Here is a 21,044-nt window from a genome sequence, read left to right as displayed (position 1 = left end):
TAATGCGTGCGCCGGTGCCCGAAGGCACCGGCCTTTACGCTTAGTACTTGTAGGTCAGACCGAACGTCACCGTGCGACCGATACGCGTCTCGAACAAGGTGTCCTGACGGTTGGAGTCGATATAGAGCTGGTTCTGCTCATCGGTCAGGTTCTGCGCTTCGAGCGAAAGCTTCAGCTTGTCGTTGACCTGATAGGAGGCCGACGCATCGACGAAGGTCGTTTCGCCGTTACCCTGAAGGTCGCTGCCCGCCGACGCCGGGATGCCACGGATATATTTGCCGCGGTACGACGCCGTCGTGCGGAAGCTGAACTTGTCGTTTTCCCAATACAGCGTGCCCGACGCCGAGTCGCGCGACAGGTTGGTCAGGTCGTTGGTCGTCGAGGTCAGGGGCACGCCCGTCGTGGAGGTGGTCAGGATGTAATTGATCTCGGACGTGATGTGCGTGTAGTTGGCCAGCACGCCGAAATTGCCCCAGAAGCCAGGCAGGAAGTCGAGATCGGCCTGAAGGTTCAGTTCGATACCCTTCAGCGGACCGCCCGGCGTATTGACGAAGCGGGCCACGTTGAACAGATCGGTTGCCGAGGCGTTGCTGGCGTTATTGACCAGCAGTTCCAGCGGCAGGCCGAGCTGGTTATACGGCAGCTGCTGGTTGATGCGCTGAACGAAGGTCTTGATGTCCTTGTAGAAATAGGCCACCGAAACCAGCGAACCCGGACGGAAGTACCACTCCAGACCGGCATCGAAGGTCGTGGCGCGGATCGGATCGAGGTACGGGTTGTTGATCGTGCCGGTACGCGTCGTGAAGGTCACGCCGCTGGAGGGGATCAGGTTGCCCAGTTCCGGACGCGACATGACCTTGGCTGCCGAGAAGCGGGCCAGCAGGTCAGGGTTCAGTTCAAACACGACGTTGGCCGACGGCAGCATGTCGTGATATTCGCGTTCGACCTCGTTACGCACGCCGCGCGTCGGATATTGCGAACCCGCCGGAGCGGTCACCGGGATATAGCCGACGGCGAACTGTTGGGTGTGCACCGAACGCAGGCCGATATCGCCGCGCACCGGGATCGGCAGCAGGTTGTCGTAGTTGAACTCGGCCATGATATAGGTGCTCTTGACCGTTTCGGTGATCTGCGACTTGCCCGCCCCGCATTCGACGCCGCAATACTGGAACGAGTCGAACTTGAAGGCGTCGCGCCACTTGGCCGAATCGATGGCGACCCAGCTGGCCGGAGCGCCATGACCCCAGAGATCGTCGAGGCCGGTGATCTGCTTGGTGATGCTGGCCAGTGTCACGCCGGTCGGCAGGGCGGTGACCGCAACCTGCGACGGGATCAGGCTCAGGGTGTGGCTGTTGAAGTCGTTCTGACGATACTGCACGCCGAATTTCAGGGTGAGTTCCGACGTCAGATCATATTTGCCGTCAAGATTGACCGTTTCGATGTCGGTCTTGTTCCACTGCGGTTTACCCTGAACCGAGAAACCACCGGTCACGGTGCCGTCGGCCGCCGTGGGCGCGTAGGCGAAGTTGGCCGGGTTGGACACGTCGAAGCCGAAATTGATCACCGGAGTCGTGTCGCCGCCGCGATAGTCGATCGAGAAGTTATCGACATCGATAGCGTCGATGAAGGTTTGCAGGCGCATAGGACCGTCCCAGCTCGAAGACGACTTGCCCACAAAGGCGGTCATTTCGAAGCGGTCGTTGAAGCGATGGCGGCCGTTCAGGTTGATCTGGGTGAACTCGGACGAGAACACGTCGACCAGACCTTCGGAGCGCACGTCCATGCCGTCGAACAGGCCGTAGAGCAGTGAGCCGTTCGCCTTGAACTGCACGTCCTTGACCGAGACCATCGGCTGACCGTTATTGCCGATGTTACGCGCCAGAGACAGGCCGGCGATGTAGTTGTCGCGACGTTCGACATCATACTTCGAATAGAGGAAATCGAGCGAGACGTCGGTATTGGCGTCCGGCTTCCACTGGAAGGTCAGGCTGCCGCCCAGACGTTCGGTATCCTGTTCTGAGTTCACATAACGCGGAATGCGCGGGAAGAAAGCGCCCGAACCCGGCGTGGTCAGGGCGTCGGCGCGGCGCAGATTGTAGATGGCGTTGTAGGCCGCGATCGTGCCGGTACGCGGATTATTGGTCGAGCAGTTGGCCGCCGTTGCGCCCTTGGCCGCGCTTTCTGCGGGATCGGGGCTGACAGTGCGCCCGCCGGTCGGCGTGGTCCAGCCGATCGGCGTACAGAAGGGCTGCACTTCGCGGGCATAGACAATATTGCCGTTGGTATCGCGAATGATGTTGCCCTGCGCGTCGCGCGTCGGGATCAGTGCACCGGTCGCATCACGCTGATAAGCATTATAGCCGTTGGTATTGGCCGACAGGATATCCACGGCGGAGTAGCCGACTTCACGGGTGTGCTTTTCCTGATAGGTCAGGGTGCCGAGGATGCCGAACTTGCCGTCGCCGAACTTCTTGGAAGCCAGCAGGGTCAGGCGCGGATCGGTCTTTTCGGCCAGTTCGTTATAGACGCCCTTGGCCGAGAAGCTGAACACCTGGTCCTGACGGTAGTCGAAGGGCTTGGGCGCGCGCAGATCGACGGTCGCCCCAAGCGAACCTTCTTCGACATCGGCAGATGCCGTCTTGCGGGCGGCCAGCGACGAGAAGATTTCCGACGGGAAGATGTTGAAGTCGAAGCTGCGCCCGTTGTTACCGGCACCGTAGATATCCGCCGAACCCGACTGCGCCGCACCTTCCATGCCGTTCAGGCGGACGCGCGTATATTGCGCGCCAAGGCCGCGGACCGAGATGTTACGGCCTTCGCCGCCATCGCCGCGCGACAGCACGACGCCGGGGATGCGTTGCATCGACTCGGCGAGGTTGGAGTCGGGGAACTTGCCGACATCTTCGGCCAGAATCGAATCGACGGTGGCGGCGCTGGTTTTCTTGACGTTCAGCGCGCTTTTCAGCGAACCGCGGAAACCTTTGACGACGACGGTCTCGATGTCTTCAGCCGGGGCGGCGGCTTCCTGAGCCAGCGCAGGTACGGCGGTGAACAGCAGGGCGGCGACAAGCGCCGACGAACGCAGGAGGCGATCCTTGCGCACGGATGGAGTATGGGGGGACATCCCGTTTTTCCTCTTTTAATGCACCCACTTATGGGGTGGTGATCCTGTTTTACGCGTCGATCTTGCGGGTGATCGATTGTGCTTATTTACCCCCGGGTCGGCCTATGGTGGCCAACTCCGTCCGGCCATTCGTTGTGAATTGTGTCCGGATTGTCGTAGGCTAGGGTAAATCGGGGCGCGATTAAAGCGGAAAAGTTGCACTCACGGCGGATGTGATGATCGAAGCGACATAGTGTTGCATTTTGGTGATTGAAGCTGATTTGTAACTTTCTCCCGTTTGCGGAAATTATGGGTTGTCAGGCGGCCTGTCTCAGGCAAGATGCGCCTGAAACCGTTTTCGGACCTGCGTCCGGCCGTGACCTGGAGTTTTGATGCGTTCGTCTTCTGCCCCAACGACTGAAACCCCGGCTAAACCCATGGCCGAAATTACCGTTCGCGGTGTGCTTCTGGGGATCGTCATCACGCTGGTCTTCACGGCAGCGCAGGTCTATCTGGGGCTTCAGGTGGGGCTGACCTTCGCCACCTCGATTCCGGCCGCCGTCATTTCCATGGCCCTGCTCAGCGCCTTCAAAAGTGCGACGATTCAGGAAAACAACATCGTTCAGACGATTGCCTCGGCAGCGGGCACCCTGGCCTCGGTCATCTTTGTCCTGCCCGGTCTGATCATCATCGGCTGGTGGCGCGACGTGCCGTTCTTCATCACCTTCATGGCCTGCGCCATCGGCGGTATTCTGGGGGTCATGTACACCATTCCGCTGCGCCGGGCGCTGGTGTCGAATTCGCCCCTGCCATACCCGGAAGGCGTTGCCGCCGCCGAGGTGCTGAAGGTCGGGACCAATACCCGCGAAGGCGCCCGTGAAGGTAAGGTCGGCCTGATCGCCGTCATTCTGGGCAGCCTTGCCTCGGCGGCCTATTCGGCGCTGGCCGCTGCCAAGGTACTGGCCGGGGAACTGGCGGCCTTCTTCAAGATCAATCTCGGCGGCAAGGCGGCGGCCACGGGGCTGGCGGGCGAAAGCTCGCTGGCGCTTCTGGGGGCCGGGCACCTGATGGGGATCACGGTCGGTATCGCCATGCTGGTCGGGTTGAGCATCGCCTGGGGCGTTGCCGTACCGGTCCTGACCTCGCTGACCCCAATGCCGGATGCGTCGGCGGCGGATCATGCGGGCGCCATCTGGTCGACCAAGGTTCGCTATCTCGGTGCGGGGGCCATCGGCGCCGCCGCCATCTGGACGATCGGCAAGCTGCTGGTGCCGGTGTGGTCCGGCCTGATGTCGGCGCTGGAAGCCAATCGCAAGCGCAAGGCGGGCGAAGGCGACCTGCCGCGCGAGGAACAGGATATCCCCATCGTTCTGGTCGGGCTGATTTCCGTGCTGCTGCTGGTTCCGGCGGGCTTTATGATGGCGCAGTTCCTGTCGGGCACGGCGATCGCCAGCCTGAGCGTGCCTCTGGTGGCGCTCGGCGTGCTCTATCTGGCGGTGGCCGGTCTGCTGGCGGCGGCGGTCTGCGGCTACATGGCCGGTCTGATCGGCTCGTCCAACTCGCCGGTGTCGGGCGTCGGCATCCTCAGCGTCCTCGGTGCGGCCCTGCTCATCGGCGCGGTGGGCCACAGCGTGACGGGACCGGACGCCGGTCAGGCCCTGACGGCCTTCGCGCTTTTTGCCACGACCTTCGTGCTGGCGGTCGCCGTGGTCGGCAACGATAATCTTCAGGATCTCAAGACCGGGCAACTGGTCGGGGCAACCCCGTGGAAACAGCAGGTGGCGCTGGTTATCGGCGTCATTGCCGGGGCGGTGGTCATTCCGCTGGTCCTCAACCTTCTCAACAATGCTTTCGGTTTTGCCGGTGATCCCAATTACCGCGCCATCACCGGTGAGCCGCTCGGCGCGCCGCAGGCGACCCTGATCTCGACCCTGGCCAAGGGCGCCATCGGCGGCAACCTGCCCTGGGACCTGCTGGGGACCGGCGCGGTGATCGGCGCGGCGCTTGTCGCCTTCGACATCGTCCTGCGCAAGGTATCGAACCAGCGCTACAGCCTGCCGCCGCTGGGTGTGGGGCTGGCGATCTACCTGCCGTCGTCGGTGACCGCGCCGGTCGTGGTAGGCGCCTTCGCCGGATGGATTTACGACCGCACCGTCAGGGACAAGCCGTGGGGCGAGGCCGCCTCCCGCCTTGGCGTCCTGATCGCGTCGGGCTTCATCGTCGGCGAAAGTCTGTTTAAGGTTATGCTGGCCGGGGTGATCACCTTCACGGGCTCAAAGGCACCGCTGGCCGTCTTCGGCATACCTTACGGTGAGGGGACGGCCATGGTCATCGCCCTGATTCTGGCGGCATCGGGGGTGATCGGTCTCTATGGCTGGTGCCGCCGGGCGGCGAAGAACATCTAAACGTCATGACCCCCAGTTCCGCGTTGCTGAACCGTGTCCAGACGGCGTTTCTGGAACACGGCTACCAGAATCTGTCGATGGTGACCCTGGCTACGATGTGCGGGTTTACCCGACGGTCGCTCTACAACTACTTTTCCAACAAGGAAGAGGCCTTTCAGGCCATGTTCCGTCAGCACAATCTCGACCTGATCGAGCGGGCCATGACCATGGGCGACTATCTGAAACGCGACGGCGCCAGCGTTCTGGATATCCTGTCGGCGGTGCTCGATATCCGCTATGGCGACACCTGGCGTCTGATCCAGCCGTCGCCGCACGCACTGGAAATCAAGGGCGCGGTATTTCGTCTGTGCACGCCGATCATGATCCAGCTGGCGAGCGACTTTCAGGCGAAACTGGCCGGCCTGATCGAGGGCATGGCCGCCGACGGCAACCTGTCGCTCAAGCGCGACTACAGCGCTGCCGAACTGGCCCAGATGCTGGCCGATGCGGCGCGCGGGGTGAATCAGGTCTATCCGGCCATGCCGCTGGACCAGCTTTCGGGGCAGTACCGCCGCATTTGCCGGGCAATCTTGTACGGTTATCTGCATGAAGTCTAAAAATTTCTCACTACGGGAGGAATTGAGAAATTTTTAGACTTGCGATCGTTTCCATAGCGTCATATTGTGCAATGCACATTGGGGGGGATGGGGGAACTTCCGGCCGCCGACTTCCGATGTCCATGCGCGTCGCTCTATTGGACGAAGTCGGTTTTCATTAGGTTTTTCATTTATTTAACGCCCCGGTTTGTCAAAAGCCGGGGCGTCTTTTATGGTAAATGGGGCTATGCCGGAAAGGAATATCCGTGACCGATCCTGACGCTTTCATGACCCGGATGACACATCCGGAAAAACCGCTGATCGAAGCCTTGCGTCTGGCGATAAAGGCGCTGGATGACGACGTCGCGGAGATCATCAAGTGGAACGCCCCCAGCTTTACTTACAGAGGCAAGGATTTCGCCACCCTGCATCTGCGGGCGAAGTCGGGAATAGGCGTGATATTGCATACGGGCGTCAAGGCGAAGGATCACACGGTATTTCCGGCCATCGACGATCCGGATCGGCTGCTGAACTGGCTGGGGGCGGACCGGGCGATGATCGCTTTCGACAGCGTCGCCGCTCTTAACGCGCGGGCGGCGGCGCTGACGGCCCTTTTGCGTCAGTGGCTGACGCGTCTGTAGGATCGGCAATCCTTCAAAAAAGCGTCAAGCCGCTTTGCAAATGACGGGCGGCGTGGTCAAATCGCGCGACGAATTTGGAGTGTCCCATGAGCCTGCCTGAAATCCCCATCAAGCCTGTCCATGCCGATGGCGTTACCTACTATATGCACCCGCATCCGCGGTCGCCGTTTTCCGAAGCGGTACAGGTCGGCGGCGTGATGTATCTGTCGGCCATGATCGGTCTGGACGGGCAGGGGCGGCTGGTTGATGGCTTCGAGCCGCAGGTGCGCCAGATCATGAGCAATTCGCAGGCGATCCTGAAACGCTACGGTCTGGGGCTGGAGCACGTGTTCAAGACAACGGTCATGCTCAAGGACATGACGCACTGGAGCGCCTTCAACCGTCTCTACAAGCCTTATTTTCACCCGACGCGTCTGCCGGTACGCACAGCCTTCGGCGTCAGCGATCTGGCCTATGGTGCCGAGGTCGAACTGGAGTTTCAGGCCTTTGTGCCGCACGGCGGATAGGGAGCGAGTATGCGGGCGATTATCCTGAGCGCGATCCTCGCCACCGTATCACCGGGCTGGGTATTGGCCCACACCCTGCCGACGCCGCAGGCGGTCGATGCCGAAGTGCGACAAGCCATGACACGGACCGGTGCCAGGGGGCTGGCGATCGCGGTCATAAATGACGGCAAGGTCGCCTATGTGCAGGCCTACGGCGTCCGTAACGCTCAGGGCGAGCCCCTGACGGTCGACACCGTCATGTACGGGGCGTCCCTGACCAAGACCGTGTTCGGCTATCTGGTCATGCAGCAGGTCGACAAGGGTAAGATGGCGCTCGATACGTCGATCGCCGACTATCTGCCGCAGCCGTTGCCCGCCTATCATACGCCGGATATCGTCAATCGCTATGCCGACTGGTCGGCGCTGGATGAGCGCTGGCGTAAACTGACCCCGCGCATCCTGCTCAATCACGGGTCGGGGTTCTCGAATTTCGGGTTTCTGGAGCCGGATGAAAAGCTGAAGTTCCATTTCGATCCGGGGACGCGTTATGCCTATTCCGGCGACGGACTTATCACCCTGCAATTCGTCATGGAGACCGGGCTGAGCGTCGATGTCGGGCAGGCGGCGGACGCGGTGTTTCTGAAACTGGGCATGAAGCGCACCAGCCTGATCTGGCGCGCCGATTTCGCCACCAATCTGGCCGATGGCTGGGATGAAAACGGTAAGGTCGAGCCGCACGACGAACGCTCCAAGGTCCGCGCCGCCGGGTCGATGGACACCACCATCAGCGATTTTTCGAAGTTTGCCGCGGCCTATGTGCGCGGTGACGGCCTGACGCCGGCCGGTCGCGCCGAACTGGTCAGACCGCAGTTGCCGATTACCACGCGGTCGCAGTTCCCGTCCTTGCAGGCGGAATTGCCGGTCGATCAGCGCCGTAAGGATTTAGCTGCCGGTCTGGGGGTGGTCGTGTTCGACGGGCCGCAGGGCCGGGGCTTCATGAAGGGCGGCCATAACGATACGACGGCCAATACATGGGTTTGTATCGAAAAATCAAAGCGCTGTGTGGTAATTCTCTCGAACGACGTTCGGTCGGAAAAGGCCTTTGCCGGATTGGTGACCCTCGTTCTGGGCGATACGGGTGTGCCTTACGACTGGGAGTACGGATTTACGCCGGTTCAATAACGAAAAACGAAGGGGGATAGTATGGGATGGATCAGGGGGATTATTGTCTGTCTGATGATGGGGTTTGCCGGATCGACTCTGGCGGAAACCGGCCTGACTATTGAAATCAAAGCGCCGCGTCAAATTCAACAAAGCTCATGTAGGGATTGCTATTGGGGGCGGTCGCCGCCGGAGGTCCGGCGCGCCAAACGTCTGGCTTGTGCGGAAAGCGGAGACATCGGTTGCCAGATATATCTGGCGCTGGACTATACCTATGAACCGCCCAACAGTCCGGAATCAGGCAAGGACCTTGTTGCCGCCCGAATGTGGATGGAGCGCGCGGCGGCTGCGGGTAGCGCCGAGGCGGCGTTCTGGATGTCGGATGCCTATAGCCCTAAACCTTATTTCAAACTGGGACTTTCGCCGTCACCGGAAAAGCAGACGCAGTGGGCGGAACGGGCTGCCGAACGAGGGCACACCTCCAGTCTGAAACGGTTGGTAGAGTCCTATACGCAGGGCATTTTTACCTCGGTCGACGATAAGCGCGCCTTGTATTGGCTCGATCATAAAACGGTTGCCACTTCGTATTGGTATGCCGCCGATGCGTGCAAATGGCTGGATGAGCACAATCAGTGGCCGCGCGCCCTGCCGTTCTGCACGCGGGCGGTCCAGCGCGGCAGCCTCGATGCGCCTGTGCGGCTGGGGCTGGCCCTTGAGGCCGGCAAGGGCGGGCTGAAAAAGGATCGCTCGCGCGCCATCGCCTACTATGCCGACGCCATGCCGGACGAACGGGCCGCGACAGCGCTCAAGCGTTTGGCGGACAAAGGCGATGCGGAGGCCTATGCAATTTTCCGGTCGTTTGGAGGACTGAAAAATCCCGAAGCCGTCGCCGATCTGGCGAAGACCTATGAGACATCGGACCCTATGGAGGCCGGGCGTCTCTATAGGTACGCGGCGTCTCAGGGTCATGTGGGCGCACAGGGCTGGATGGCTGCGCATCCCGACATCACGCCTGACCGGCTTGCCGCGCGTGAGGTGGATGCGACCGCGATTTCTGGCCGTTTTACGGTGCGTGACCCGGATAGCCGCCGTGTCGAAGCCTATCCTTTTGCCGAGGCGATACGCCGGACGGTTCAGCGACGGGGTGCGATCTATTATCCACCACGTGCAGCCGATGCGGAAATCGAAGGCCGAACGGTCGTGCAATGCCGGTGGAGCCAGACGGGGTGGCTCGAAAACTGTCTGGTGTTGGAAGACAAGCCCAAAGGCTATGGCTTCGGCGCAGCGGCCTTACGCGTCGTGGCGGCACCTTTGACGACACAGGGAAACAAGGACGCGGCGACGGCCTATGCCGGGCGCACGGTGACCTTTACGCTGCTGTGGACGCTTGAATAAGCTACTGACTGGCCCAGACGATACGCGCGATCCATGTGACCTGGGTTCGTTCAAGGATACGATTGGCGAAGCTGGGGTTGAGGGAGCGCAGTTCGACCTGAAGCGCCGACTGACGAACCAGTTCCTTGGCCATGACCTCGCCGTCGGTGGTGCGCACCACCACCCGGTCGCCGCGCCTCAGGCTCTGGGTATGCGGGTCGACAATGATCCGGTCGCCGTCGCGATAGAGCGGCAGCATGGAATCGCCGGAAATTTCCAGCGCATACAGGCCGTTTTCGCCTTCGGGGAGGTCGATTTCGTCCCAGCCCTGACCGACCGGAAAGCCCGCATCGTCGAACAGGCCGTCATTGCCGGCTTGGGCAAAGCCGATCAGCGGTACGCCTTTCTGGGCGCGCCGGTTTTCCGTCAGGGCGGCGAAATCGGAGAAGCTGAGCGAGGTGGCGTCAAGCAGTTTGGCCAGACTTTCCGTCGATGGCCAGCGCGGGCGCGGTGCGGTCGTATCTGCGTCGGCCACGCGTTTCGACTTGTTGAAACTGGTGGGGTCGAGCCCTGCCAGACGCGCCAGACCGGACGGCGTCGTATGGAGCCTGAGCGCCAGACTGTCTATGGCGTTCCAGATGTCGGCGTGGGACAGGGGCATGGGCGGATACGATCAGGAATATATGGGCAAGATATATCCAAAAATGGGAAAATCAACCTATTTTTGGGATTTTAGTCCTTTTCGCATCCTTGACGCGACGAAAGCGCCAATGACGATTGCCAAGAGCACAGCGTACCCTGAAATGGTCATGGCGCTGTAATAGGCCCAGCCCTGAATGCGCGCGTCGCTCAGGCGCACGATCGGAATCATGACGGCGATCAGTTGAAACCCTAAGGCCCATAAAGGCCAGGGATGCGGCGATTTCCAGCATAGACAGACCAGCGCGATTGAAAAAAGACCATCTAACCCTAGGTTGATTCCCGGTTGTGTCCAACCCAGATAATAGAGCCCGGCCTGCAACAGGAAGGTGGTCAGATAGGCCGCGCCCGCCAATCGCTCGCGCAGGCCCCCAAGTATAAGCGCGGTCAGGCAACCCGTCAGCACCAGAACCAGCGATACCTGGCTCAGCAATGTTCCCAACATACGCAGCAATCCCCTTCACAGCCTTAAGCGGTATAAGGACGTGAAGAGGAAAGCTCAAGCGGTGAGGGCTCAGGCCGCACGCTCCGTCTGAGGGCTCAGGCGGCCTTCGGTCGGTTCCGGGTCTTTTTCCGGCTTGTCATTGATTGGCACGACCGCCGATGGCGCAAGGCCGATCTGGGTCTGGAGCTGACGCAGGGCGGCATGGGCGGCACTCATATGCTCCTGCGCGTCACGCAGCGCGATCATCGCCTCAAGCGTGTGCTTATGCACCTCCGGCCCGATTATGGCGGACATGTTGATCGCCCGGCGCGAGGTGACGTAGGTCTCGATCAGGTGCGCCGCTTCGGCCAGAGCCGTGTCGATGGCTTCTTCCGACGCGTGCAGCTGCGTGGTCAGGGCCCGGGCGACGCTGAGTTTCTTTTCCTTGGACATGCCGTATTTCCTATATCAAAAGATGTGTCGTTATAGATAACGCCTATAACGAGCATATAGGCATATACGCAATTTCAGGAAGCGCAATGGGAAAATGCGCCCTTGAGTAAGTATTTATTCCTTTTAATCGCTATGAGTGTATTCAGCCGATCAGGAAGTGCGCCTGCAGCGTGGCGATGGGCTGTTCCCGAACCTCCTGCCACGCCCACACCTCGACATTGGCGATGGTGCGGCCGACGCGGTTGATACGGGCGCGGGCATAGGTGTCGATGGGCTTGCCCGGGCGCAGGTACTGAATATTGACGTCGACGGGCTTGGGGATGTGGTCGAAAGTTTCGAAGACCGACAACTGTGCCGTGGCGGTCAGTTCGAGAAAGGCCCCCAGCGAGCCACCGTGCAGGGCCGGCAGCATGGGGTTGCCGATCAGGTGCGGGGCGAACGGCATATGGGTCGTCAGTTCGTTGCCCGCCAGTTCCAGTCGCAGGTCAAGAAGCCGCGCGAAGGGAATGACTTTGAACAGGTCTTCCGGACCGGAAATCATCATGTCCTGAATCATCAGTGGATCTCCCGCGCCTTGAGGCTGGGGTGCGAGATGATGAAGGCGGATTGTGCGGCGGCGACGGGATCGTCCATGCGCTCGTCATAGGCGAAGCCGCGCACGAAGCCGACGCTGCGGGTCAGCTTGTAGCAGCGGGCCGTCACGATCAGGTCGCGGTCGGGCAGGGCCGGGCGCATATAGTCGATCCTGAGGTCCAGCGTGGCGATGGGCTTGAACTCGTCCAGCCCGTCCCATACGGCCATGCCGCAGGCATGATCGAGCAGGGCGGTCACCACGCCCCCGGCAATGACCCGCGTCTGCGGATCGCCGACCAGATCGTCGCGGTACGGCAGACCAAGGCTGACGCCCTCGCCGGAGCGGCCGACATAGTAGGCGCCGATGGCTTTCATGTAGGGAATATTATCGACGAGCAGCGCAAAGCTCTCGTGGAACGGCCGGTGCGACATTGAAATAAGCCCTGTAGACTATTGTTCTTATGTAATATTTCCGTAACCTAATGCCCGCTAGGCGGGATGTTTCGGCTCACCATGACGTAAATTGACTTTCTCGTCAAAAAGAATGACGCACGGTGTCGTGAGGCGCCGTGTCACAAAATCCTTGCAAATTTAACGAAACCGTTTCTTTACAAGGCATCCCCGCGCGCCCATCTGCGGATATCTCCAAATCGTCAGTGAAAGTTTTTAGTCCCATGTCCGATGCTGCCCTGTCCCTCGAAGCCGTGCCCGCCGAGCGTTCGGCGCTGGTGCTGTTTTCCGGCGGGCAGGATTCGACGGCCTGTCTGGCCTGGGCCCTGACGCAGTTCGAGCGTGTCGAGACGGTGGGCTTCGATTACGGACAGCGCCACCATATCGAGATGGAAACGCGGACCAAGGTGCTGGCGCGTCTACGCCGCGAATATGCGCCCGCGCAAACGAAGCTGGGCGACGACCATGTGGTCGATCTGAAAGGCTTCGGGCGCGTAGCGGAATCGTCGCTGACGCGCGATCAGGAAATCAAGATGGGCGAACGCGGCCTGCCCAACTCCTTCGTGCCGGGGCGCAATCTGGCCTTCTTCGTCTATGCAGCGGCGGTGGCCGACCGGCGCGGGATCGACCATCTGGTCGGCGGCATGTGCGAGACGGACTTTTCCGGCTATCCCGACTGCCGCAAGGATACGCTCGATGCGATGGAGCGCGTGCTCAATCTGGGGATCGAGCGGCCCTATGTCATCGACACGCCGTTGATGTACCTGACCAAGGCCGAGACCTGGGCGATGACCCACGATCTGGGCGGTGACGCTCTGGTCGAGGTGGTACTGGAAGAGACCCACACCTGCTATATGGGCGAACGCGGGGCGCGCCATGCGTGGGGCTATGGGTGCGGCACCTGCCCGGCGTGTGAACTGCGCGCCAACGGCTTTGAACAATGGCGTGCCGGTAAATGACCTATAGTTTCAAGGAAATATTCCTGACTCTTCAGGGCGAGGGCGGGCAGGCGGGCCGCGTCGCGGTCTTTGCGCGCTTTGCCGGTTGCAACCTGTGGAGCGGGCGCGAGCAGGACCGCGCCACGGCAGCCTGTACCTTTTGCGACACCGATTTCGTCGGCACCGACGGTGAAAACGGCGGCAAGTTTACCACGCCCGCCGCCGTGGTCGCAGCGCTGGACGCGCAGTGGGGCGGCATCGACGCGGCGGAAAAGTCGGTGGTCTTCACCGGCGGCGAACCGCTGCTGCAACTGGACGCACCGCTGATTGCGGCGGCCAAGGCGGCGGGCTATTTCATCGCGGTCGAATCCAACGGCACTATCCGTGCGCCGTCTGGCATCGACTGGCTGTGTATCTCGCCCAAGGGTGAGAACCGCGTCCATCAGACGTCGGGGCAGGAACTGAAGCTGGTCTGGCCGCAGGATAATGTGGATCCGGCGGAGTTCGCAGACATGGCCTTCGAGCGCTTTTATCTTCAGGCGAAAGACCCGCTCGATCAGGACCCGGCTGTGCGCGCAGGCCACACGCAAAGGGTCATCGACTACTGCCTGACGCATCCGCAATGGCGGATGAGCGTCCAGACGCACAAGATGGTCGGGCTTAAATAAGACAACAGCCCCATTGGGTCAGTTGCAGGGTTTAACTTTACGCATTACCGTAAAGCATGAGCCGTTCTTACCCTAAAATTCCACAGTCGGTTATAGATCAGCTTTCCGCTATCCACCCGAGCGGTGGTGATAATGAGCCAATTTATTATCCTTGCTCGCTGACGCTGAAGTCGGGAGAGAGACTCGATTGCGTTTATCTTTGCGAAGCGCAAAGCTGGTATTATCATTGGGGTGTCTGGCCAGAAAATGACTCCGGCAAGCACAGCGTCGATGTTCTGGACATCGAGACTTTAGAACCGAGCGCCTTTGCCATGCCTGCTCATTTTGCCAATCAGCTCTATGCGGCTGGCGAATCCGGCATGGGTTATACGATATTCACGGTGGTGTTCAGCGGCGGAACCAGTGCGGCCTATGGTACGGGAAACGCGGTCGATTTCATCGCGTACCCACCCGGAAAAAACGCTGCCGATATCGTTCAGGTCATCCCGCATATCGGACGAGAGCGAAAAGACATACTTTCGTGTCCCGAATACAGTTGGTGCCTTTATTCAATTTGAATTTTTAGTTGGTCGATGCTGCCGAGCGTCCGCCGCGCGAGCGACGACGGCGGCGCGTCTTCTTCTTGACCATCGACAGCAGCAACCCTTCGCGCAGGCCACGGTCGGCGACGCGCAGCCGGTCGCATGGCCACAGATTCTGCACAGCTTCCAAAATCGCGGCACCGGCCAGCACCAGATCGGCGCGGTCCTTGCCGATGCACGGTTCACCCTCGCGTCCCGATTGCCCCAGACTGAGCAGACGGTCGATGACGGCGCGGCACTGATCGTGGCTCATCCACAGGCCGTCGACCTTCGAGCGGTCGTAGCGCTCCAGCCCCAGATGCATTCCGGCCAGAGAGGTAATCGCCCCCGATGTGCCGACGATATAGGCGTCCTGCGCGTCGAAATGCGGCCGCAGGGCTTCGGGCCCCTTGAAGTCCTGCAAGGCGGCCTGCACGTCGGCGACCATGCTGTCGAACCATACCTGTTTGTCGCCGGTGGCGGGTTCCGGGAAGCGTTCGGCCAGATTGACCACGCCCTTGGGGATCGAAATCCAGTGCTGGGGTTTCGGCGCGCCGCGGGTGGCCGACAGGCCGTGCGCGCCGTTACGTCCCGATTTGGGTGCGGGTGTTTCCAGAGACAGCCACGAAATCTCGGTCGAACCGCCGCCGACATCCATCACGATGGCCGCCTTGGCGTCGCCCTCCAGCAGCGAGGCGCAGCCGACCACGGACAGGCGCGCCTCTTCTTCGGGCGGGATGATGGTCAGTTTGAGGCCGGTTTCCTTCTCGACACGGCGGATGAAGTCCGGGCCGTTTCTGGCGATGCGACAGGCCTGGGTGGCGACGGCGCGGATCTTGACCACCTGACGGCGGCCGACCTTTTCGGCGCAGAGTCTGAGGGCGGCCATCGCCCGGTCGATGGCGCGGTCGCTCAGACGCCCGCTCTGGCTTAGGCCTTCGCCGAGGCGCACGATGCGCGAAAAGGCTTCAACGATGCGGAATTGACCATTGTGCCAGGCGGCGATCATCAGGCGGCAATTATTGGTGCCGAGGTCGAGCGCGGCATAGAGCGGCGCCTGATCGAGGCCGTTGTCGGCGCGCACCGGTGGTCGCGCAGGCCGGGACTCTGGCTTTCTAAGGGACTCTGAGCCCCCGCCGGTCCCCCGCCGGGGCGGAGGGCCCTTTTTTGAGGGAGCCTGACGCATGGCTCGTACCCCGCTATATCGATGTGAGGATGAGGCGGCTGAAAAACAGGCGCGTCATCAAGTTGTCATCACCCTAAATCGCATTCCCCTTCAAGCAAAGCGGTTTTGTGTTAATTTCGAGCGTGACGTTCGCGCCCTTTAAATGAAAATGGGTTGTAGCCGACAACTGCCGGGGGAAGGGGCAAGGCGGGGCTAAAAAGTCGGGCTACATAATGGGTCGAAACCGATTCCAATCGCGGGGGCTCAGATGACCGATCATTCCGATCCATTGCATAAGTCGCTACCCGATCTGGAGTCCGGCACCTGGGGGGCTCAGGCGCTCGATCGCTGCGCCAAATTCGGCATCGGGCAGTTGGTCACCCATCGGCTGTTCGATTTTCGCGGCGTGGTCTTCGACGTCGATCCGGAATTTTCCAATACCGAGGAATGGTGGCAGGCCATCCCGGAATCCGTCCGCCCGCAGAAGGACCAGCCCTTCTATCACTTGCTGGCTGAAAACGGCGACAGCTGCTACGTCGCTTATGCGTCCGAAGGCAATCTGTGCGCCGACGATACCGGTGAGCCTTTGCGCCACCCGCAGACCGGCCTGATCTTCGAGCGTTTCGAGAATGGTCGTTACCTGCCCAAGTCGCGTCTGGCGAATTAAGCGCCTCCTGAAAAGTGTGCAGCGGTTTTCAGGATATAGAGGCGCGCCCACTAAGAACACGCGCAACGCCGTTCGTCATAAAACGAAATCAATCGTAATCTATCCGTTCATAAACGCGCCGCAATTTCGCCGCGGTGCGGGGGCCTTCTGAGCGCGAAAAACGTTTGCGTTCAGTGCAGTTTCATCTGCGGTTCATAATGGGAATTTTATGGTCAGGCGTCAGATAGACATAAAAAAAGCTCACCAATTCTGGGAGAATTGGTGAGCCCGCTGGGACTCGAACCCAGGACCCTCTGATTAAAAGTCAGATGCTCTAGCCGGCTGAGCTACGGGCTCATCAACCTCGCGAACCGCGCCGCAAGCGGCGTCGTTCGGTGGGGACTTCATAGTGGGGACTTTTTGTTTTCGCAAGCGCAAGCTTTCAGTTTTATGTGTAGTTCTGTAGATAAATGACTTACAGGTGGTGCGTGGAGGGGTTTAGACAATGAATTTCTGGCGGTTTACTCTGGTGGCGAGCGGAGCGGCCTGTCTGCTGACCCCGCTGAGCGCCTGTGCCGGACGATCCGAAAAGCTCGAAGTGGTCGAATCCCGCCCGGCAGATACGGCCAATGCGAAATCCAGAGACGACGAGTCCATCAGCGATGTGGCTAAAAAAAGCGCGGCCGATGTCGGTGACGGTTTCGGCGATGCCATTTCGGCGCCGCTGGTCGATCTCAATCTCAAGCGTAAGGCCATACCGCCCGTTCTGATGAAGGCGGCGAAAAATACCTATGATCTTACCGGCATGGACAAGTGCGAAGCCATTGCCGGCGAAGTCGCCTTGCTCGATGACGTGCTGGGCGCCGATTTCGACGAGGCGCCCGGACCGGAACGCTCGATGAAGGAAAAGGGCGGCAAGGCGGCGTCGGACGCTACCCTGACCGCGGTGCGCTCCGCCGCCACCGACTTTATCCCCATGCGCGGGCTGGTGCGCAAGATGACCGGCGCCGAGCGCCATCAAAAGGATATGGACCGCGCTCTGGCGGCGGGTCACGTCCGCCGCGCCTATCTGAAAGGCGTCGGCATGAACAAGAACTGCGCCCCCCCGGCGGCGCCGTCGTGGTTCGTACCGAAGCAAATCCGGGTGACGGTCGAGGAACTGCCCGACACGCCGGAGCCGAAACCGCTCCCCATCAAGAAAAAGAAGTAATCAGAGGGGTTTACGCCCCTCTTTTCACGTGCGTTTCATGAAACCATTTGCGGAAGGCGGCGAATTCGCCTGCCGCAATGGCCGCGCGCATCCGGATCATCAGGGCCTGAAAGAAGGCGATGTTGTGCCAGCTCAGCAGTATCTGGCCCAGAATCTCCTCGGCCTTGAACAGGTGGTGCAGGTAGGCCTTGGAATAGTCGCGGCTGGCCGGGCAATCGCTTGTGGCATCGAGCGGCGTATCGTCCTCGGCAAAGCGGGCGTTCTTGATATTGAGCGGCCCTTCCCACGTCCACACCTGACCGTGACGACCCGAGCGCGTCGGCAGGACGCAGTCGAACATATCGACGCCGCGCGCCACGCCTTCGACCAGATCGATCGGCTTGCCTACGCCCATCAGGTAACGCGGACGCTCCCACGGCAATAACGGCGCGCAGTAGTCGAGCGTGTCGCACATGGCTTCGTGGCCTTCGCCGACCGCCAGACCGCCGATGGCGTAACCGTCGAAACCGATATCGAGCAGGCGGTCGGTCGATTCGCGGCGCAGATTCTCAAACGTCGATCCTTGCTGGATACCGAACAGGGCCTGGGTGTCGCGCTGCCCGAAGGCGGCTTTCGAACGCTGACCCCAGCGCGCCGACAGTTGCAGCGCCTTTTGCGCGCGGGCCTCTTCGGCGGGCCACGACACGCACTCGTCAAGCTGCATGACGATGTCGGAGCCCAAGAGGTCGGCCTGAATCTCCATCGAGCGTTCCGGCGACAGGATGTGACGCGAGCCGTCGATATGACTTTGGAACGTCACGGCCTCTTCGGTGACCTTGGAAATCTGCGACAGGCTCATCACCTGAAAACCGCCGGAATCAGTCAGGATCGGCCCGTCCCAGCCCATGAACTTGTGCAGACCGCCCAGACGCTTCACGCGCTCGGCGGTCGGGCGCAGCATCAGGTGGTAGGTATTGCCGAGGATGATCTTGGCGTGGCTCTGACGGACCATGTCGAGCGTCAGGGCCTTGACGGTAGCGGCGGTGCCGACCGGCATGAAGATAGGCGTCGGGATGTCGCCGCGCGGGGTTTTCAGAACGCCGGTGCGGGCCTGACCCTCGTGGGCGGTGATTTCAAAGGGGAATGCGGACATGCGGGCCTATTAAACGTCGGACGCGGTTAAGTCAAAGCGGTTGCAAATCCACCGGAACAAACCCATGCTTATCCCTGCAATCAGGGAGGGAAAATATGCTGAGACATATGTGGGTGGCGGGATTGTGCGTAACGTTATTGAGCGGTGTTGCAAACGCAAAAGAAAAGTACGAATGGCGTTACGACCGGTCGAATGAAGGCTTGTTGACCCTGTGGGATATCTCGAACGGCAAGCCCTTATACGATAAGCTGAGTTTGTTTTGTGCGGATGACGGTAGTTTAGTTGTTGAGGCGCGAGGTATTATCCTTTGGACTGATGTTGGAGGTGGATCAAACCCGGAAAATTATGAACGGTTCGCTCTGGAAACGGCCGTCTTACGCCTTGAGGCATCACTTGAACCTGCAAATACAGATTATTCGGGATGGGCTCTGGCCAGATATGCAGGTGGGACTAAATTGATTGATGGCATTGTCCCTGGCGAGTTCATTGTTGTGCGAGCCATTCATCGCAAACCGGTCATGGAACGTTCTACAAGTGATTATGACCTCACCGAACTGTATCCTGCACCGAATTTCAAAAAATCAGAGGCTTTCCGCAAATACTGCGCCAACATTAAGGTAACGGGTTCTGTGCCTTAAGCGAGGCGCGTAGAGCGCTCATACATGGTCACCTTATGACCTTTGTAGATTGTGTCACCGAAAGCGACATACCCGAGTGCGGCGGCGACCTTTTGCGACGGCTTATTGATCGGATCGATGATGCAGACCGTGCGTTGAGGCCGGTTCGCGTCGAACCATGCGTGCGCTGCCGTGACGGCTTCCAGCGCATAGCCTTTACCCTGAACCGACGGCATCAGGGCCCACGCCGCTTCGGGGAAAGGATCGAAGGTGTCACCCAGTCCACGGTGAAAATCGGCCAGACCGGTTTCGCCGATGAACTGACCTGACGTCTTGTCGATGATGGCGAACAGCCCCCAGCCGAACACCGTCCAGTGGCCGGTATAGCGCAGCAGGCGGTGCCATACCTCTTCGCGCGACTGCGGGCTGATGCCCGACAGGCGAAAGAAGTCCGGATCGCCGAACATGGCGGTCATGCCCTCATAGTCTTCGAGGGTGTGTGGGCGCAGGATCAGGTGGGGCGTTTCGATCATGGTGAAAGGCTAAAACAGGTTGCTGACGTGGCGCAAGGGTTCAGGCTATAAGCGCCGCATGACCGCCCAAATCGCACCCTTTTACGCCATCGAAATCAGCCGTCTGGCCCACGCCCTGAAAGCGCAGGGCCGCTCCATCATCCATATGGAGTTCGGTCAGCCCTCGACCGGTGCACCGAAGGCCGCCATCGCCACGGCGCATGAGGTGCTGGACAGTGACGGCATGGGCTATTGGGAAAGCACGCCGCTGAAGGCGCGGCTGGCGCAATATTACCATGACAGCTACGGCGTCGAAGTCGCACCAGATCGGTTCATCCTGACCTGCGGGGCGTCGCCCGCCCTGGTACTGGCCCTGACATCGAGCTTCGCGCCGGGGGCAAGAGTGGCTCTGGCGCGGCCGGGCTATGTCGCCTACCGCAATACGCTCAAGGCGCTGCATATGGAGGCAGTGGAAATCCCCTGCGGGCCGGAGGTGCGCTTTCAACTGACGGCGCAGGCGCTGGCGGCGCTCGATCCGGCGCCGGACGGGGTGATCATCGCCAGCCCTGCCAATCCGACCGGCACGATCATCGCGCCTGACGAGTTACGCGCCATAGCCGAGGTCTGCCGCGCACGGAATATCCGCATCGTCTCGGACGAAATCTATCATGGTTTATCCTATGGCGAACCGGCGCGCTCGATGCTGGAATATGCGCCGGACGCGCTGATCGTCAGCAGTTTTTCCAAATATTTCAGCATGGTGGGCTGGCGTCTGGGCTGGTTGCTGGTGCCGGAAGCGCATCTGGAGACGGCACGCGCCTATGTCGGCAACCTGTTCCTGACGGCGCCGTCGCTGAGCCAGCACGCCGGTCTGGTGGCGCTGGACAGCCGCGACGAGTTGGAGGGCCATGTCGAGACCTATCGCCGTAATCGTCAAATCTTGCTTGAGGCCTTGCCGGAACTGGGTCTGACGACCATCGCGCCGCCGGACGGAGCCTTTTACGTCTATGCCGATATCGGGCACCTGACTGGCGACAGCCTGCAATTCTGCAAGGATTTGCTGAACGAGACGGGGGTGGCGACGGCACCGGGGATCGACTTCGATCCGGTCGAGGGGCGGCACTTTATCCGCTTCAGTTTTGCGGTCTCGACGCGGGAGATCGAAGAGGCTGTGAAGCGTATGATTCCTTGGTTTAAGGCCAAAGGTTAAAGACGCAGGGGGCGCAGACCCTTGCACCCCCAAACCGGGCGCA

General features: G+C 60.6%; 23 protein-coding genes and 1 tRNA gene. 14 read left to right on the top strand and 10 right to left on the bottom strand.

Annotation, left to right across the window (positions count from 1 at the left end):
* Positions 1-40: 40 nt before the first annotated feature.
* Entirely contained in the window at positions 41-3,124 is a 3,084-nt protein-coding gene (locus PQU92_RS02180) for a TonB-dependent receptor (protein WP_272746572.1), read from the bottom strand.
* A gap of 371 nt (positions 3,125-3,495) precedes the next feature.
* Between PQU92_RS02180 and PQU92_RS02175 the strand changes: the two genes are divergently transcribed.
* The 6 genes from PQU92_RS02175 to PQU92_RS02150 all read left to right on the top strand — a co-directional run bounded on the left by PQU92_RS02175 (position 3,496) and on the right by PQU92_RS02150 (position 9,765).
* Complete coding sequence (locus PQU92_RS02175; RefSeq protein ID WP_272746571.1) at positions 3,496-5,508, top strand: OPT family oligopeptide transporter; 2,013 nt, start codon at positions 3,496-3,498, stop codon at positions 5,506-5,508.
* Positions 5,509-5,513: 5 nt separating this feature from the next.
* The gene (locus tag PQU92_RS02170) at positions 5,514-6,104 is read left to right on the top strand and encodes a TetR/AcrR family transcriptional regulator (RefSeq protein ID WP_272746570.1); all 591 of its coding nucleotides are present in this window, start codon (positions 5,514-5,516) and stop codon (positions 6,102-6,104) included.
* A gap of 245 nt (positions 6,105-6,349) precedes the next feature.
* Positions 6,350-6,724 carry a DUF1801 domain-containing protein gene (locus PQU92_RS02165; protein ID WP_272746569.1) on the top strand — a complete coding sequence of 125 codons (375 nt, stop codon included), beginning with the start codon at positions 6,350-6,352 and terminating at the stop codon, positions 6,722-6,724.
* A gap of 86 nt (positions 6,725-6,810) precedes the next feature.
* Positions 6,811-7,230 carry a RidA family protein gene (locus tag PQU92_RS02160; RefSeq protein ID WP_272746568.1) on the top strand — a complete coding sequence of 140 codons (420 nt, stop codon included), beginning with the start codon at positions 6,811-6,813 and terminating at the stop codon, positions 7,228-7,230.
* Positions 7,231-7,239: 9 nt separating this feature from the next.
* Positions 7,240-8,391 (top strand): serine hydrolase domain-containing protein, encoded by a 1,152-nt coding sequence (locus PQU92_RS02155; RefSeq protein WP_272746567.1) that lies wholly within the window; start codon positions 7,240-7,242, stop codon positions 8,389-8,391.
* A 21-nt stretch (positions 8,392-8,412) separates the two neighbouring features.
* A complete protein-coding gene (locus PQU92_RS02150) occupies positions 8,413-9,765 on the top strand; it encodes an energy transducer TonB (RefSeq protein WP_272746566.1) in 1,353 nt (450 codons plus the stop codon).
* Position 9,766: 1 nt separating this feature from the next.
* Here PQU92_RS02150 and PQU92_RS02145 read toward each other — a convergent pair whose 3' ends face one another.
* From PQU92_RS02145 to PQU92_RS02125, 5 genes are all read right to left on the bottom strand, one after another.
* Positions 9,767-10,405: a S24 family peptidase gene (locus tag PQU92_RS02145; protein ID WP_272746565.1), complete on the bottom strand. Its 639-nt coding sequence runs from the start codon at positions 10,403-10,405 to the stop codon at positions 9,767-9,769.
* Between the two features lie 57 nt (positions 10,406-10,462).
* Positions 10,463-10,888, bottom strand: a complete 426-nt coding sequence (locus tag PQU92_RS02140; protein ID WP_272746564.1) for a hypothetical protein — start codon at positions 10,886-10,888, stop codon at positions 10,463-10,465.
* 69 nt (positions 10,889-10,957) lie between these two features.
* Positions 10,958-11,320: a hypothetical protein gene (locus PQU92_RS02135; RefSeq protein WP_272746563.1), complete on the bottom strand. Its 363-nt coding sequence runs from the start codon at positions 11,318-11,320 to the stop codon at positions 10,958-10,960.
* Between the two features lie 142 nt (positions 11,321-11,462).
* Positions 11,463-11,876: a PaaI family thioesterase gene (locus PQU92_RS02130; protein WP_272746562.1), complete on the bottom strand. Its 414-nt coding sequence runs from the start codon at positions 11,874-11,876 to the stop codon at positions 11,463-11,465.
* Positions 11,876-12,325: a PaaI family thioesterase gene (locus PQU92_RS02125; protein WP_272746561.1), complete on the bottom strand. Its 450-nt coding sequence runs from the start codon at positions 12,323-12,325 to the stop codon at positions 11,876-11,878. The genes PQU92_RS02130 and PQU92_RS02125 overlap by 1 nt, the downstream gene beginning before the upstream one ends.
* A gap of 242 nt (positions 12,326-12,567) precedes the next feature.
* Between PQU92_RS02125 and queC the strand changes: the two genes are divergently transcribed.
* Genes queC through PQU92_RS02110 form a run of 3 tightly spaced genes read left to right on the top strand, consistent with a single transcriptional unit; the run spans position 12,568 to position 14,506 of the window.
* Positions 12,568-13,302: a 7-cyano-7-deazaguanine synthase QueC gene (queC, locus tag PQU92_RS02120; protein ID WP_272746560.1), complete on the top strand. Its 735-nt coding sequence runs from the start codon at positions 12,568-12,570 to the stop codon at positions 13,300-13,302.
* Complete coding sequence (gene queE, locus PQU92_RS02115; RefSeq protein WP_272746559.1) at positions 13,299-13,949, top strand: 7-carboxy-7-deazaguanine synthase; 651 nt, start codon at positions 13,299-13,301, stop codon at positions 13,947-13,949. The genes queC and queE overlap by 4 nt, the downstream gene beginning before the upstream one ends.
* Before the next feature lie 56 nt (positions 13,950-14,005).
* Positions 14,006-14,506, top strand: coding sequence for a hypothetical protein (locus PQU92_RS02110; protein WP_272746558.1), 501 nt, complete (start codon positions 14,006-14,008; stop codon positions 14,504-14,506).
* A gap of 4 nt (positions 14,507-14,510) precedes the next feature.
* Here the strand turns inward: PQU92_RS02110 and PQU92_RS02105 are convergent, their stop codons facing one another.
* The gene (locus PQU92_RS02105; protein WP_272746557.1) at positions 14,511-15,695 is read right to left on the bottom strand and encodes a Ppx/GppA phosphatase family protein; all 1,185 of its coding nucleotides are present in this window, start codon (positions 15,693-15,695) and stop codon (positions 14,511-14,513) included.
* Here PQU92_RS02105 and PQU92_RS02100 point away from each other — a divergent pair.
* Positions 15,694-15,837 (top strand): hypothetical protein, encoded by a 144-nt coding sequence (locus PQU92_RS02100; RefSeq protein WP_272746556.1) that lies wholly within the window; start codon positions 15,694-15,696, stop codon positions 15,835-15,837. The genes PQU92_RS02105 and PQU92_RS02100 overlap by 2 nt on opposite strands.
* 105 nt (positions 15,838-15,942) lie before the next feature.
* Positions 15,943-16,341: a heat shock protein HspQ gene (gene hspQ, locus PQU92_RS02095; protein ID WP_272746555.1), complete on the top strand. Its 399-nt coding sequence runs from the start codon at positions 15,943-15,945 to the stop codon at positions 16,339-16,341.
* A gap of 259 nt (positions 16,342-16,600) precedes the next feature.
* On the opposite strand, the gene PQU92_RS02090 is transcribed toward hspQ, so the two are convergent.
* A tRNA-Lys gene (locus PQU92_RS02090) sits at positions 16,601-16,677 on the bottom strand.
* A gap of 148 nt (positions 16,678-16,825) precedes the next feature.
* Here PQU92_RS02090 and PQU92_RS02085 point away from each other — a divergent pair.
* Entirely contained in the window at positions 16,826-17,530 is a 705-nt protein-coding gene (locus tag PQU92_RS02085) for a hypothetical protein (protein ID WP_272746554.1), read from the top strand.
* 10 nt (positions 17,531-17,540) lie between these two features.
* On the opposite strand, the gene tgt is transcribed toward PQU92_RS02085, so the two are convergent.
* The gene (gene tgt / locus PQU92_RS02080; protein WP_272746553.1) at positions 17,541-18,662 is read right to left on the bottom strand and encodes a tRNA guanosine(34) transglycosylase Tgt; all 1,122 of its coding nucleotides are present in this window, start codon (positions 18,660-18,662) and stop codon (positions 17,541-17,543) included.
* Positions 18,663-18,757: 95 nt separating this feature from the next.
* Here tgt and PQU92_RS02075 point away from each other — a divergent pair, with 95 nt between their 5' ends.
* Positions 18,758-19,300: a hypothetical protein gene (locus tag PQU92_RS02075; protein ID WP_272746552.1), complete on the top strand. Its 543-nt coding sequence runs from the start codon at positions 18,758-18,760 to the stop codon at positions 19,298-19,300.
* On the opposite strand, the gene PQU92_RS02070 is transcribed toward PQU92_RS02075, so the two are convergent.
* Positions 19,297-19,812, bottom strand: coding sequence for a GNAT family N-acetyltransferase (locus PQU92_RS02070; protein ID WP_272746551.1), 516 nt, complete (start codon positions 19,810-19,812; stop codon positions 19,297-19,299). The genes PQU92_RS02075 and PQU92_RS02070 overlap by 4 nt on opposite strands.
* Before the next feature lie 58 nt (positions 19,813-19,870).
* On the opposite strand from PQU92_RS02070, the gene PQU92_RS02065 reads away from it, so the two are divergent.
* Positions 19,871-21,001: a pyridoxal phosphate-dependent aminotransferase gene (locus PQU92_RS02065; RefSeq protein WP_272746550.1), complete on the top strand. Its 1,131-nt coding sequence runs from the start codon at positions 19,871-19,873 to the stop codon at positions 20,999-21,001.
* Positions 21,002-21,044: the final 43 nt, after the last annotated feature.

Source organism: Asticcacaulis aquaticus (assembly GCF_028550415.1).
GTDB lineage: Bacteria > Pseudomonadota > Alphaproteobacteria > Caulobacterales > Caulobacteraceae > Asticcacaulis > Asticcacaulis aquaticus.
This window is presented reverse-complemented; position numbering and strand designations above follow the sequence as displayed.